This is a genomic window from Veillonella sp. 27098_8_77 (assembly GCF_041431535.1).
Lineage (GTDB): Bacteria > Bacillota > Negativicutes > Veillonellales > Veillonellaceae > Veillonella.
The window spans coordinates 1-16,778 of sequence record NZ_JAPVXW010000012.1 but is presented as its reverse complement, the minus strand read 5'-3'; the positions used below and the strand labels follow the sequence as shown (position 1 = coordinate 16,778).

General features: G+C 41.3%; 3 protein-coding genes and 1 rRNA gene. All 4 read left to right on the top strand.

Features of this window, described 5'->3' with window-relative positions; genetic code table 11:
• Positions 1–95 precede the first annotated feature (95 nt).
• Positions 96–899: a hypothetical protein gene (locus O3617_RS07565; RefSeq protein WP_371449408.1), complete on the top strand. Its 804-nt coding sequence runs from the start codon at positions 96–98 to the stop codon at positions 897–899.
• A gap of 694 nt (positions 900–1,593) precedes the next feature.
• Positions 1,594–14,628: an ESPR-type extended signal peptide-containing protein gene (locus O3617_RS07560; protein ID WP_371449406.1), complete on the top strand. Its 13,035-nt coding sequence runs from the start codon at positions 1,594–1,596 to the stop codon at positions 14,626–14,628.
• 76 nt (positions 14,629–14,704) lie between these two features.
• Positions 14,705–15,505, top strand: coding sequence for a hypothetical protein (locus O3617_RS07555; RefSeq protein WP_371449404.1), 801 nt, complete (start codon positions 14,705–14,707; stop codon positions 15,503–15,505).
• Between the two features lie 977 nt (positions 15,506–16,482).
• Positions 16,483–16,778, top strand: a 16S ribosomal RNA gene (locus tag O3617_RS07550); the annotation flags it as partial.

The following is a 16,778-nucleotide window of genomic DNA, read 5'->3' as shown; positions in this document are numbered from 1 at the left end:
TGAAACGTTAAACTTTCACAGACACTGGGATGAGGGTTCTCATCAATGAGAATCCTCGTATCCCTTTTGATTCGACTAAGAAAAGAGGAATAGATATGAAAAAATCTACAATGCTTGCTTTCACAGCAGCAATATTTATGAGCGCTGCATCCCTTACTGGTCACGCAGCTAGCGCACCAACATATGATGATGTATTAATTGTTAAAAACCCTGTAATGACGCCACAACTTGGTTCTGTTGTACTCGTTCCTGTAGCAAGTCCACAAACCGTGGCTGCTGTTCATGATTATGTGAAAGCTTGGCAAAATGCAGAAATTAACATTGCAAAAGCTAAGGTTAAACGCGATAATCACGAACAATTAACTAAAGCGGACGTAAAATGGTTACATTCTTATGACAAACATAATTATGCTGATTATTTCCGTACGCATTCCATCGGTCGTGTACATGGTCAAGAAGTGTTCATGAACTGGAACGGTGAAAACCGTAACAAAAATGAATACGAATACTTTGATATGCCAAAATACAATGAACAAGATGGTTTCACCAATAGCTACGGATACAATGTACTTCGTGGCATGGTAGATCAAATCAATACAGTTATCCAAGAGCAAAAGAAAATCGGTGGTCCTATGACTGACGAAGAAGCGACTGCTTTGGAAGACTCCATTTTGGACATCATGGCTCATGACCAAGAACATGTAAACAATGACGAACTTCGTCACTACATGAACGACACAATTTGGTACGCCGCAAAACAAACGGTGAAAAATAAAGCTAGCGAAGAACCTCAAGTTGGCGATGACCACGAAGTAGATCTTCGCGCAGCAATGGCTAAGCCAGCTGTCGATCAACCACAATCTCGTAAAGTAAATTTACGTGATGCTATTAGTAAATAATACTAGTAGATACAATTATAATTACATAGGGCCCTCATTATGACTCTCACAATTCCCCCCCTTTGATTGTATTGGGGGCCTATAAAAAGACGCTCACACGATGTGTGGGCGTTTTTTTGTGCATATACGTGTATCTTATGTTGTATTGGCGATGCGCTTGTTGTATTTGTAATTGAATAATAGGGCACCGAATATATTAATTAATCATTAATAATATGGGCTTGTTATTTAATTGAATGCGTTATATATATAACATAAAAACCTAGTATTTTACTGATATATTGGCGTTTTGTTGTTTATAAAATTTATGGATAATAGAATTGTATTTAAATCTATAGAATAGGCTTATTTTCATTATTTAACAAAATTATAAACTAAAAAGAATTGAGTGTTATATGAAAATGACGTGAAGAGAAATGCGGAATTATGTTTATAAACCTTGATATAATGCACTTTTTCATAAATGCGTTTATTTTTACACATACATATAAATTTCAGTTTATTTTCATCTAAAATATAAAATTTCATTAAATAAATAGGCGAAAAAGTATTTACAATTAATTAATAAATTGATATTATTGAATTATCCTATATGAAGTGTGTGTGAATGAGAGGAAAGCCACTCTTCATGAAGTGAACTAAAGTGTAAAAGTTACATTTTTATGTACTTATGAGAAAGGGGTTCAAAGGTTTTATGAACAAGGTCTTTAAAGTCGTTTGGAGCAAATCCAAAGAGTGCTACGTTGTAGTGCCTGAGATTGCGAAAAATAATAGCGGCAAAAAGAAAGTCCTAGCTAGCGTATTGGCTGGTTTAGCTGTAGCTGGCGCTATGGGCGGTATTGCGCCTCAACAAGCCATGGCCGATGCGGATTATGGCAATAGTCATGTTAATATCTGGGCTAATACTCATCCTGGTTTCAATGGCGAAAACTATAATGTTGGTCAAAACTCTATCGTTGTAGGTTATCAAAATCAAACTGATTATGATGCTGGTCATGATGGTAAGGTAGCAATCGGTGCTAGAAATAAAGCATCTGCTAATTCTGCTATGGCCATGGGTAATAGAAATAATGCTACAGCAGGTGCTGCTACTGCGATTGGTGCAGGGAATGATGCGACCGCAGATACAACACTTGCAGTTGGTAATAAAAATAATGCGAATAAACAGAATGCAATTGCTATTGGTGCATACAATAACCAAAACTGGACAGAAGGTTCTTGGCAAACAACACCTAAGCAAGCTGGTGCTTATTCATTAGCTATTGGTAACTTTAACGATGCTTTAGGTAGTCGTGCTACTGCAATAGGTTCTTATACTACAGCTAAAGGCGAATGGGCTACGGCTATTGGAGCTCAAACTACGGCAAGCGGTGATGGCGACGTAGCGATTGGTGATACATCTAAAACGAATGCAACCGGTGTTGGTCATGCCGTAGCTGTAGGCTGGCATGCTGAAACTGGTGCTGCTAATGCCGTGGCAGTAGGTCCTAGCGCATTAGCTAGTGGTAAAAATTCCGTATCTGTTGGTACCAATAATAACTCTCGTGTGCAAGACACTGTTACCATGGGTCAAGACAATGATGCGAAAACAATGGGCGGTATCGCCATTGGTAAAAACAACATGGTGGACTCCACAAATGGTGGCACAAACCATCCAGAAACGAGAGATGAGAATTCTCAAATCGCCATCGGTCGTGATAACACAGCCACTCATTTAGATACAATCGCTATTGGCCGTGATACTCATGCAACAGGCTCTGGCGCAACTGTAGTCGGTGCTCGTGCTGATGCATCTGGCAACAATGCTATCGCTATCGGTAATAGTGGTAAAAATTCACCTCGCGTAACAGCATCCGGTGTTAATTCCATTGCGGTTGGTATGCAATCCCAAGCAACTGGTGAAGCTACTATCGCTCAAGGTGCAGGCGCTAATGCAGCTGGTGATTTTGGCATTGCTGTAGGTCGTATCTCTAAAGCAAAAGCAAACTATAGCCAAGCGTATGGTAACGAAGCTACATCCTCTACAATGGGCTCCATTGCAATGGGTGCTTTAGCTAAAGGCGGTAACGATAATGGTACAGCCTCTGAAGGTGGTTCCGTAGCCGTTGGTAATGCTGCTTGGGCCACTGGTAACCGTGCGATTGCCATCGGTAGTATTCGCCCTACAGAAGGCAACTTAAAATACCCAACTGGTGTAGGCAAAGATGTTACATCAGGCCTTCAAGGCACTGATTACAATACACAAGCTACAGCGAACCAAGCGATTGCTGTAGGTTCTGGTGCACGTACTGACGCGCAAAACTCCATTACTATGGGTACTAACGCCAAGGTTGATGCTACTGCAAATGGTTACACATACCAAAAAACTAATAATGCAGGCGTAAAAGAAACGTTGACATTGTCCACGGATCCTACACCTACATCTGGTATTAATAATAGAACTACGTATGATGCAGGTAATGGCATTGCTATCGGTAGAGATTCCCACGTAACAGGCAAAACAACATCCGCTATTGCGATTGGTAACTCTGCATTAGCTGATGATGGCGCTGTTGCTGCTACCGTTATCGGTGCTGGTGCATCCTCTAAATCCGTAAGCTCTGTAGCAATTGGTACAACGGCTAACGTACAAGGCGGCGAAGGTGCCGTTGCCGTAGGTTCCGGTGCTACTGTTACAGGCAATTACGATAATGCATCCGCATTCGGTTCCGGTGCAACCGTTAATAAAACAAATGGTACTGCTCTTGGTGCCGGTGCACAAACCAATGTGCGTGGTGGCGTAGCACTTGGTGCTTTATCCCAAGCGGATGAACGTTCTGGTGCAGGCGAATCCACAGGTTTCCATGCAGCTAACCGTACACGTGAATACCAAGGCGAAAATAAAGGCCTTGCAGATAATAACTTGCAGTTATTCCATGCAGATGTTGCCGGCGGCGATGCAGGTATGGTTTCTGTTGGTAACGATGGCATTAAACGTCAAATTACCAATGTTGCATCTGGTACATCCGATTATGATGCGGTTAACGTTGCTCAATTGCGTAACGTTGGTGTCGTTGTAACTGGTGATACTGGTAAGAGCGATTTCCTTGTACATGATGGTAAGTTGAACGTTGTTGGTACAGGTCGTGTTTCTACAACAGCTGCTAATGATGGAGCGAAAGATTCTAAAATCACTGTTGCTTTCGATGACAAAGGCATGGTGAAAGCTGGTAAAAACGTTACCGTTGATGAAAAAACAGTAAACGGTCGTACTACATACACAATCAACGCTGCCGACGCTGCTGCTAAATACGATTTCTTAACAAATGCTACAGCAAACGGTGGTAAGGTTGATGGTAATGCTACACCTACTAAGGTTGAAAGCGGCCAAACTGTTAACTATGCAGCTGGTAAGAACTTAACGGTAAAACAAGATATCCAAACATCTCTTGGTCAACAAACATATACATATTCCTTGAACAAGGATTTAAAAGAAATTACATCCATCACAAATAATGGTGGTCCTACATTACACTTTGGTGATAACAACATCAGCGTTACTGGTGGCAACCTAGATCTTGGTGATCACAACATCACTAACCTTAAATCTGGTGGCGATGTAATCAATAACGCTGCCAACATTGGCGACGTTACTCGTATCTCCAAAGCTAATGATTTACACATAGCACCTACAGCAGGTACTAACAATAACGTAGCTGAATATACTGTAGACGGTAATAAAAAGGTTACATTAACATACCAAGATGGTAATGGTAAAACTGTAAATGGCCCTAAAGCTGTTATCGACTTGAGCGGTTTGAAAACTGGCGATATGAGCTCCTTCAACGTAAAATCTTCTGCTACAGAAGGTAAAGTTGCACAAGGTTCCGCTGGTGTTCAAGAAATCCGCGACGGCAAAACTGTAGAAATGCAAGCCGGCAAAAACATGACTGTTAAACAAACTAACAAAAATGGTAATGCCGCTGTTGAATTTGCATTAAATAAAGACATCGATTTGACTCCAGACGGGTCTATCACAATTGGTGATACTAACATCACAGACAATGGTTTGACTATCAATAATGGTCCTTCCATTACAAAAACTGGCATCAACGCTGGTGGCTTGAACATTACTAATGTGAAAGCTGGCATAAATGATAATGATGCTGTTAATGTTAGCCAATTGAAGAAAGTTCGTGCTGACGAACGCCACATCAAACCTGGTGAATATGCGGTAGACGCAAACGGCAAAGTAACGATGACATACCTTGACGGTAACAACAAAGACGTTGCTAACGAAACGGCTGTTATCACAGGTATTGCTAAACAAGACCTTTCCAACATCAATAAGGGTGGCGAAACAGTTATCCAAAATCTTGCTAAAAAAGCCATCAATATGGAAAATGGTAAGAATACAAAGGTTAGCAACCGTGAAATCGATGGCGTTAAAACTTTCAAAGTAGACGTTGAAGGTGATTTAAACGACATTACATCCATCACAAACAATGCTGGCGATGGCAAGGTTGTATTCGGTGGCAACCAAACTGTTAACGTAGCAGGTGATCACAACATTAACTTGAATGCTAAAGTTGGTGATATCACTGGTTTGACTAACGTTACTTTGGATGCTCCTGACTTCGCTAAAAAAGGTCGCGCCGCTACTGAAGAACAATTGAAAATCGTAAACAACGGTTTCAATAACACAGTTGGTTTGACTGGTAACACAGGCGCTACTGATCTTCAAAAATTGAACCAAGCTGGTGGCTTGAGCTTTGGTGTTGTGGGCGCTAACAATGGCCAATACATCAAAACAACTGCTTCTGGTAGCAACGTAGCTGTTGATTTGTCTGATGATGCGAAAGGCAAATTGAACAATACGGTAGAGGTTCGTGGTAAAAATGCTGCGAAGGTTACATCTGTAACAGAAAATACTGTTGACGGTGGTAAGAAAACAATCTATACAGTAGACGTTGATAATGTAACACCTACAGCTGCTTCTACTGAAAAAGTGAAAGCGAAAGCTAATGTAACAGGTTCTACAGATACAAATATCGCTAAGGTTACACCTCAAGCAGGTGACCAATATGGCGACGCTGGCGCAACTTACGAAGTAAACGTATCCCGTAACGACGTAAAAGACGCAGCTCGTGAAGCGGTAACTGTAAATACTACAAATACAACTAACAATCCTATCACTGTGACACCTGTACAAGATGAAACAAACCATAACACAACTTACACTGTAACATTCGATGGTAACAAAGCGGCTACTCAAATTCCTTTGACATACAAAGCGAATGGCCAAAATGCTCAGACAGTTACATTGGATAAAGGTTTGAACTTTGTTAACGGTAAAAACACAACAGCTTCTGTAGATGCTGAAGGCGTTGTTAAATACGATGTAAATAAAGATTTAGTAGACATTCATTCCATTTCCAACACTACAAATGGTCCAAAAATGGAATTCGGTCCTAACTCCATTAACATCACTAATGGCCCTATCAACATGGGTGACCAAAACATCACTAACCTTAAATCTGGTGGCGATGTAATCAATAATGCTGCTAACATCGGTGACGTAAAACGTATTTCTAAAGCTAATGACTTGCACATTGCTCCTACTACATCTGATCGTACTGGTGAAACAACTACATCTTACGCTTACGATACAGCAAGCAAATCCGTAACATTGAAATACAACGATGGTAACGGTGCTAACCAAGCTGGTACAATCGCAAAAATCGACTTGTCCGGTTTGGCTGATCAAATCAAAGACGGTTATTCCTTCTCCACTGATGCAAAAGGCAATGTAGTTGGTAACCATGCTGTAACAGCTGTAGGCAATGGTAAAACTGTGTCCTACGCAGCAGGCGATAACTTAACTGTAAAACAAGATATCGACGCTACAACTGGTGAACATACTTACACTTACGCATTATCTAATGACATCAAGGTCGGCAAAGACGGTAAAGATGGCGTTGATGGTAAGATCGGTGTAAACGGTAAAGATGGTTCCTCCGTTGTTATCAATGGTAAAGACGGCTCTATCGGCTTAAATGGTAAGGACGGCAAAGACGGTCTTACAATCCGCGGTGAAAAAGGTCAAGATGGCGTAGACGGTAAAAATGGTACGAACGGTATCACTCGTATCGTATACGAAGACCATAACAACGATAAACACGAAGTGGCTACATTGGATGACGGCATGAAATATGCTGGCGACGATGCACAAGGTGCTGATAAATCCAAAGTTATCGCTAAAAAATTGAACGAAACTATGGACATCGTTGGTGGTGCAGATAAGTCCAAATTGACTGATAACAACATTGGTGTGAACAACGTAGATGGCAAGTTGAAAGTTCAATTGTCCAAAGAAGTTAACTTAACTCCATCCGGTTCCTTAACAATTGGCGATACTGTAGTTAACAACAATGGCTTGACTATCTCTGGTGGTCCATCCATCGTTAAGACTGGTATCAACGCAGGTAACTTGAATATTACCAATGTGAAAGCTGGCGTAAACGATACTGATGCAGTTAACGTAAAACAATTGAAAGATGCTCGTACAGTTGTTACATCTAACGATAACTCCGTAACAGTTAACAAAACTGAAAACGGTAACCAAGTGACTTACGACTTGCACGTAGCTCCTGGCGCTGCACAATCCGTATGGAATGTGAAATCCACAGGTAACACAACTGCTGATTCCGAAACAGCTGCCAAAACTATCTCTGATGGTAAAACAGTTGAAATGGCAGCAGGCAAAAACTTGACTGTAAAACAAACTAGCAACAACGACGGCGCTAAGGTTGAATTCGACTTGGCTAACGATATCAAGATTGGTAAAGATGGCAAAGACGGCGTTGATGGTAAAATCGGCGTAAACGGTAAAGATGGTTCCTCTGTTGTGATCAACGGTAAGGACGGCTCCATTGGCCTCAATGGTAAGGACGGCAAAGACGGTCTTACTATGAAGGGCGAAAAAGGCCAACCTGGCTTAAACGGCAAAGATGGCATCACTCGTATCGTTTATGAAGATAACAACCATGATAAACATGAAGTGGCTACGTTAGATGATGGTTTGAACTTCACTGGTAACAACACTGATACAGTGAACAAACAAAAATTGAACAGCTTAGTAAAAGTACAAGGCGAAGGCGTAGATAAAAATACATCTGCTACATTCAAGAGTGCAGCTGGTAACATCAACGTAAAAGCTGATGGTACAGATACTCTAGAAGTTCAATTGAACAAAAACTTGAAAAACATCAATACGATTAAGAACGGTGGCAATGCTACTTTCACAATTGGTGGCGATAACTTCGCATTCAATGGCGGCAATGTAAGCATCGGTGGTAACAACATTACGAACCTTAAATCTGGTATCGTAAACAACAACTCCACTGATGATACAAACGGTGCTAACATCGGCGACGTTAAGACAATTTCCAAAGCTAACGACTTGCACATTGCACCTACTACATCCAATCGTGCTGGTGAAACAACTACATCTTATTCCTACAACACAGCAGATAAATCCGTAACATTGAAATACAACGATGGCAACGGTGCTAACCAAGCTGGTACAATCGCAAAAATTGACTTGTCCGGTTTGGCTGATCAAATCAAAGACGGTTATTCCTTCTCCACTGATGCGAAAGGCAATGTAGTTGGTAACCATGCTGTAACAGCTGTAGGCAACGGTAAAACTGTTTCCTACGCAGCAGGCGATAACTTGACTGTAAAACAAGATATCGACGCTACAACTGGTGAACACACTTACACATATGCATTGTCCAATGACATCAAGGTCGGCAAAGATGGTAAAGATGGCGTTGATGGTAAGATCGGTGTAAACGGTAAAGATGGTTCCTCCGTTGTTATCAATGGTAAAGACGGCTCTATCGGCTTAAATGGTAAGGACGGCAAAGACGGTCTTACAATCCGCGGTGAAAAAGGTCAAGATGGCGTAGACGGTAAAAATGGTACGAACGGTATCACTCGTATCGTATACGAAGACCATAACAACGATAAACACGAAGTGGCTACATTGGATGACGGCATGAAATATGCTGGCGACGATGCACAAGGCACAGATAAATCCAAAGTTATCGCTAAAAAATTGAACGAAACTATGGACATCGTTGGTGGTGCAGATAAGTCCAAATTGACTGATAACAACATTGGTGTGAACAACGTAGATGGCAAGTTGAAAGTTCAATTGTCCAAAGAAGTTAACTTAACTCCATCCGGTTCCTTAACAATTGGCGATACTGTAGTTAACAACAATGGCTTGACTATCTCTGGTGGTCCATCCATCGTTAAGACTGGTATCAACGCAGGTAACTTGAATATTACCAATGTGAAAGCTGGCGTAAACGATACTGATGCAGTTAACGTAAAACAGTTGAAAGATGCTCGTACAGTTGTTACATCTAACGATAACTCCGTAACAGTTAAGAAAACTGAAAACGGTAACCAAGTGACATATGACTTGCACGTAGCTCCTGGCGCTGCACAATCCGTATGGAATGTGAAATCCACAGGTAACACAACTGCTGATTCCGAAACAGTTGCAAAAACTATCTCTGATGGTAAAACAGTTGAAATGGCAGCAGGCAAGAACTTGACTGTAAAACAAACTAGCAACAACGATGGCGCTAAGGTTGAATTCGACTTGGCTAACGATATCAAGATTGGTAAAGATGGCAAAGACGGCGTTGACGGTAAAATCGGCGTAAACGGTAAAGATGGTTCCTCTGTTGTGATCAACGGTAAAGACGGCTCCATCGGCTTAAATGGTAAGGACGGCAAAGACGGTCTTACTATGAAGGGCGAAAAAGGCGCTGACGGTGTAACTCGCATCGTTTACGAAGATCATAACAACAATAAACACGAAGTAGCTACATTGGACGACGGTTTACGTTTCGACGCTAACTCCGGTGGCGAAAAGAAAAATAAACTTGGCTCCAAAGTAACTGTTAAAGGTACAGGCGCTAAAGCTGATTCCGAATACGATTCCTCCAACATCAAAACAAGCATCACGCAAGGTGCTGATGGCAACAGCGAAATCAACATCGGTTTGGCTAAAGACTTGAACAACATCAACACAATTAAGAACGGTGGTCCTGCTACTTTCACAATCGGCGGCAACGAATTCAAATTCGACGGCGGCAATGTGAACATGGGTGGCAACAACATTACGAACCTTAAATCTGGTATCGTAAATAACAACTCCACTGATGATACAAACGGTGCTAACATCGGCGACGTTAAGACAATTTCTAAAGCTAACGACTTGCATATTGCACCTACAACATCTGATCGTGCTGGTGAAACAACTACATCTTATTCCTACAATACCGCAGATAAATCCGTAACATTGAAATACAACGATGGTAACGGTGCTAACCAAGCTGGTACAATCGCGAAAATCGACTTGTCCGGTTTGGCTGATCAAATCAAAGACGGTTATTCCTTCTCCACTGATGCAAAAGGCAATGTAGTTGGTAATCATGCTGTTACAGCTGTAGGCAACGGCAAAACTGTTTCCTACGCAGCAGGCGATAATTTGACAATCGCTCAACATATCGATAATGCAACTGGTGAACAAACATATACATATGCATTGTCCAACGACATCAAGATTGGTAAAGATGGTAAAGACGGCGTTGATGGTAAGATCGGTGTTAACGGTAAAGATGGCTCCTCTGTTGTAATCAATGGTAAAGACGGCTCTATCGGCCTTAATGGTAAAGACGGCAAAGACGGTCTTACTATGAAAGCAAAAGACGGTCAACCTGGTGTGAACGGTAAAGATGGTATCACTCGTATCGTATACGAAGATAACAGCAAGACTACACACGAAGTGGCTACATTGGATGACGGCATGAAATATGCTGGCGACGATGCACAAGGCACAGATAAATCCAATGTAATCGCTAAGAAATTGAACGAAACTATGGACGTTGTTGGTGGTGCAGATAAGTCTAAATTGACTGATAACAACATCGGCGTGAACAACGTAGATGGCAAGTTGAAAGTTCAATTGTCCAAAGAAGTGAACTTGACTCCATCCGGTTCCTTAACAATTGGCGATACTGTAGTTAATAACAATGGCTTGACTATCTCTGGTGGTCCTTCCATCACTAAGAATGGTATCAATGCTGGTGATAAGTTCATCACTAATGTAAAAGCTGGTGTAAACAACACTGATGCAGTTAATGTTGCACAATTGAAAGAAGCTAAAACAGAAGTTAAGGCTGGTAAAAATGTGACTGTATCTGAAGATAAAGGTGCTAATGGTCAAACAATTTACACTGTTAATGCGAACGACGTAGCTCTTGGCGATGCAGAATTGAAATACTCCGCTAACGGCAAGAACACTCAATCCGTTAAATTGTCTCAAGGCTTGAACTTCGTTGACGGCAACTACACATCTGCTTCCGTTAATGCAAATGGTCAAGTTAAATATGACGTAACAATCGGTAAGGTGAAAGACGGCGTTGACGGTAAACCAGGCGTTGATGGTAACGATGGTATTGCTACAGTTAAAACTGTAGTTGATACAATCAACAACTCCGGCTGGAAAGGTGATGTTACTGGTAACACAGTAAATAACCATACTGCAACAATCGTTAAACCTGGCACAACTGTAAACTTCGGTGCTGGTAAAAACTTAACTGTTGAACAAATCGTTGATAAAGTAACTGGCGATCATACTTACAACTATGCATTGTCCGATGACATCAAAGTTGGTAAAGATGGCAAAGACGGTATTGACGGTAAGATCGGTGTAAATGGTAAAGATGGTTCCTCCGTTGTCATCAACGGTAAAGACGGCTCCATCGGCTTAAATGGTAAGGACGGCAAAGACGGTCTTACTATGAAGGGCGAAAAAGGCGCTGACGGCGTAACTCGCATCGTTTACGAAGATCATGACAATAATAAACACGAAGTAGCTACATTGGATGACGGTTTACGTTTCGACGCTAACTCCGGTGGCGAAAAGAAAAATAAACTTGGCTCCAAAGTAACTGTTAAAGGTACAGGTGCTAAAGCTGATTCCGAATACGATTCCTCTAACATCAAAACAAGCATCACCCAAGGTGCTGATGGCAACAGCGAAATCAACATCGGTTTGGCTAAGGACTTGCACAACATCAACACGATTAAGAACGGTGGCCCTGCTACTTTCACAATCGGCGGTAACGAATTCAAATTCGACGGCGGCAATGTAAATGTTGGTGATAACTTCATCACTAATGTAAAAGCTGGTGTAAACGGTACTGATGCAGTAAACGTTAACCAATTGAATTCTGCTAGAACAGAAGTTGAAGAAGGGGACAACGTAAAAGTAACATCTCGTAAAGGTGCTAATGGTCAAACAATCTACAAGGTAAGTGCGACTGGCGTTAACCTTGGCGATGCAGAATTGAAATACTCTGCTAACGGCAAGAATACTCAATCTGTTAAATTGTCTCAAGGCTTGAACTTCGTTGACGGTAACTACACATCTGCTTCCGTTGATGAAAATGGTCAAGTTAAATATGACGTTAACCTTGGTAACATCAAACAAGGTACAGACGGCAAACCAGGCGTAGATGGCAAAGATGGTATCGCCACAGTTAAAACTGTAGTTGATACAATCAACAACTCCGGTTGGAAAGCTAATGCAACAGGTAATGTAGTAGGTACATCTACTGCAACAATCGTTAAACCTGGCAGCACAGTAAATTACGGCGCAGGCAAAAACTTGAACGTAAAACAAACTGTGAACGGCGAAGAACAAACTTACGAATTCGCATTGGATAAAGATTTGAAAGAGCTTAACAGCGTTCAAACTAACACAATCCACTTAGGTAGCCCAACATCTCATACAACAATCAACTACAATGCAGGTGATGATCGTATTGAGTACACAACTAAGGCTGGCGACAAAAAACAAGTAGCTAACTTAGATGATATCTGGACTATCCAAGCAAATGGTACAGACGTTAAACCTGTAGGCGGCAAAGTAAATGTAGTGGGCGGCGATCATATCAAAGTTTCTACAGATGCAGCTGGTAAGATGACAATTAGTGCTGACGGCGTTGGTACTATGAACGGCTTCAATGTTAAATCTACTGGTAATACAACTAGCGATTCCGATAAAACAGCTAAAAACATCACTGATGGTAAAACTGTGGAATTCTCTGGCGGTAAGAACCTCACTGTTAAACAAACTAACACTGGTGATGGTGCAAAAGTAGAATTCGCATTGAACAACAACATCGACTTGACTCCAAATGGTTCCGTAACAATTGGTGACACAGTAGTTAACAACGATGGTTTGACTATCACTGGTGGTCCTACTATCACTAAGAACAATGTTGATATGGGTGGCCAACAAATTCACAACGTGAAATCTGGTGGCGATGTAGATTCCAATGGTGCTAACATTGGCGACATCAAACGTATCTCCAAAGCTAACGATACTCGTATCAAAGATGGTAACTACGAAGTTAGCCAAAACGGTACTGTTGAAATGACATATGTTGATGGTTCTGGTAAACAATTAGTTGACGAACACGGCAACCCTGTGAAAGCAACTATTTCCGGTATCGCTCGTCAAGACTTGTCCAACATTACTAACGAAGGTAAAAAGGTTATCACTGGCCTTGGCACAATCGTAAAAGCTGGTCAAAACGTATCCGTTGATGAAGCAACTGATAACACAACTGGTCAAAAAACATACACTGTAAACGCTGATCTTTCTGGCGCGAAAGTGAATGCATCCGTTGGTACTGATGGTTCCGGTGTAGCTAAAGGCTTAAAAGAAGTTAAGAAGGTTGAAAAAGGTACTCAATACATCGCTGGCGATAACATGGTTGTAGAACGCAAAAATGTTGATGGCGACGATAAGATTGATAACTCCATCACTTATAGCTTGGCTCACGACTTGACTGAAATCAACTCCATCAGCAATGGTGGCACAACTCTTCGTATCAACTCTAACCCAGGCGGTAATAAATACGACCGTGATACTGCTGTAACTCCAGCTCTTGAAGTTCATGGTGGTAACCTCAGCATGACTGGTAACCGCATCGTTAACCTTGCACCTGGTATCGATGGTACTGATGGCGTAAACGTTAACCAATTGCGCGATTCCTTAACAACTGTTAAATCTACAGATGGTACTGTACGCGTTACAGATCTAAGCTCTGATCCTAACAAACATGAATACGATTTACATGTTAACCCTGCAGTTGACCCTCGCGTAGATAAATTAGGTGAAGAAATCGGCCATGTAGGTGCACAATCTGCTGCATTGTCCGCATTGAAACCTATCCAATACGATCCAATGGAACCAACTCAAATCATGGCTGGTTATGGTAACTATCGTGGTAACTCCGCATTGGCATTGGGCGTAGCTCATTACAAGAACGAATCCACAATGTTCCATGCAGGCGTGTCCTGGGCTGGCGGCAACGGCCATATGATGGCTAACGCTGGTGTAACTTGGAAGGTTGGCAACCGCGATAGCGAAGCTGCTGTAGCAGATCGTTATCGTAAGGGTCCTATCAGCTCTACATATGCAATGCAAACTGAAGTGGCTTCTATGAAAGCACAAAATGCCGGATTAAAAGGCGAAGTATCTGATTTGAAAGCTGAAAATGAACAAATTAAGGCTCAAAATGCAGGCTTACAAAGCGAAGTAGACCAATTGAAAGCTCAAATGGCTGCTATGATGGCTAAATTAGGTATGTAATAAGATACACATGGATGGGGATTCTCCTTGAATCCCCTACCATCGCTAATATTCGACAATGAAAAGAGGAATAGATATGAAAAAATCTACAATGCTTGCTTTCACAGCAGCAGCACTTATGAGCGCTGCATCCATTACAGGATATGCTGCTGGCTCACCAACATATGATGACAATTTGATTTTACCTAACCCTGCTTCTACACCAACGACAGGCTCTGTTGTACTCGTTCCAGTGGCTAGCCCACAAACAGTGCAAGCTTTGCATACATTTGTACAAGCATGGCAAAATGCAGAAGTTAACTATACTAAAGCTAAGGTTAAACATGACAATCATGAACAATTGACTAAGGCTGAAAGTAAATGGTTACACTCCAAGGATAAACATAACTATGCGGACTATTTCCGCACACACTCTATTGGACGTGTTCATGGCTTTGAAGTCGCTTTCAACTGGAACGGCGAAAACCGTAACAAAAATGAATACGAATTCTTTGATATGCCGAAATACAATGAAAAAGATGGTTTCGTAAATAGCTACGGATTCAATGTATTACGTAGCATGGTAGACCAAATCAATGCAGTCGTTCAAAAACAAAAAGAAATCGGCGGTCCTATGACTAACGATGAAGCAAGTGCTTTGGAAGACGCAATCTTGGATATCATGGCGCAAGATCAAGAACATGTGAACAACGAGGACCTTCGTCACATGATGAACGAAACAATCTGGTACGCAGCTAAAGAAACCGTTAAAAACAAAGCAAGTGAAGAACCTACTGCAGCTGAAGAACATGTAGTAGATCTTAAAAAAGCAATCAATGAGCCGATGGAACCTTCTGCTCCTCATACAATTGATTTGCGCAAAGCAATTCAACAATAAGATTGCTGCTATCCGTATATCTTTAAAATGAATTATATGGCCCCTCATATGCTGATATAGGGGCCGTATATACCCTAGAACCCCTAACTAGGGCACAAATAATCCTTATACGAATGACGCCACCCTTGTGGGTGGCGTCATTTGTTTTATATTAGAACAGGCCTGTACTAATTGTGAGAAGGGTGTTGCATGGTCTCTTAAGAAATAGAACAGGCCTGTACTAATTGTGGGAGGTGTTGCATGGTCTCTTGAGAAATAGAACAGGCCTGTACTAATTGCAGGATGGCGTATGCATGACCTCTGATGAAATAGAACAGGCCTGTACTAATTGTAAGAAGGCAGTTATATGGTCTCCCGTAAGATACAACAGGCCTATAGTAATTAATAGATATGACTAGTAGTAATTACTGAAATAGCATATATTGTACTTATAGTCTATAGAATTACCAATAATTATAAGTTCATATACAACATATAGTAGAATGAAAATAAATAAATACACTATACAGAAAAGGTGAAAAAAGTTTCAAAATTTTTAAAATTAGGGCTTGCGCGCACCTCTTGTTTGTACTATAATAACCATACAGTCGTTGAGGCGACTGTTTCTTAATGAGGAAACACTAGATATTATCTAGATTCTTTGTTAATCGTTTTAGAATTTTTATGTAAATCCTTTACATAGAGGTGATTACCAAATTCTAAAAAAGATTATAAAAAGTGCTTGACACTGAATGGTCAACATGATATTATAATCTAGTCGCCAGTTGGTGAAACACTTCAAACGAAAGTGCTTCGGAGCTAGAAAATATCTAGTCTGACTGGTACAGATCTTTGAAAACTGAACAATGATAGGTAATCAATCATATGATTGAACATATGCCAGAGTGCGGATTTTGACATAGTCAAAACCAACCATAATTCAAAGTTACTTCAATGTAACGACAACACATAATGAGCTATTCAAATAGCTTCAAGATATCTTGGAGAGTTTGATCCTGGCTCAGGACGAACGCTGGCGGCGTGCTTAACACATGCAAGTCGAACGAAGAGCGATGGAAGCTTGCTTCTATCAATCTTAGTGGCGAACGGGTGAGTAACGCGTAATCAACCTGCCCTTCAGAGGGGGACAACAGTTGGAAACGACTGCTAATACCGCATACGATCCAATCCCGGCATCGGGACTGGATGAAAGGTGGCCTCTATTTATAAGCTATCGCTGGAGGAGGGGATTGCGTCTGATTAGCTAGTTGGAGGGGTAACGGCCCACCAAGGC

What these genes read in the sequence shown, in the direction of transcription:
- O3617_RS07555 (WP_371449404.1), top strand. Translation starts at nt 14,705, where the DNA reads ATGAAAAAATCTACAATGCTTGCTTTCACAGCAGCAGCACTTATGAGC.
- O3617_RS07560 (WP_371449406.1), top strand. Translation starts at nt 1,594, where the DNA reads ATGAACAAGGTCTTTAAAGTCGTTTGGAGCAAATCCAAAGAGTGCTAC.
- O3617_RS07565 (WP_371449408.1), top strand. Translation starts at nt 96, where the DNA reads ATGAAAAAATCTACAATGCTTGCTTTCACAGCAGCAATATTTATGAGC.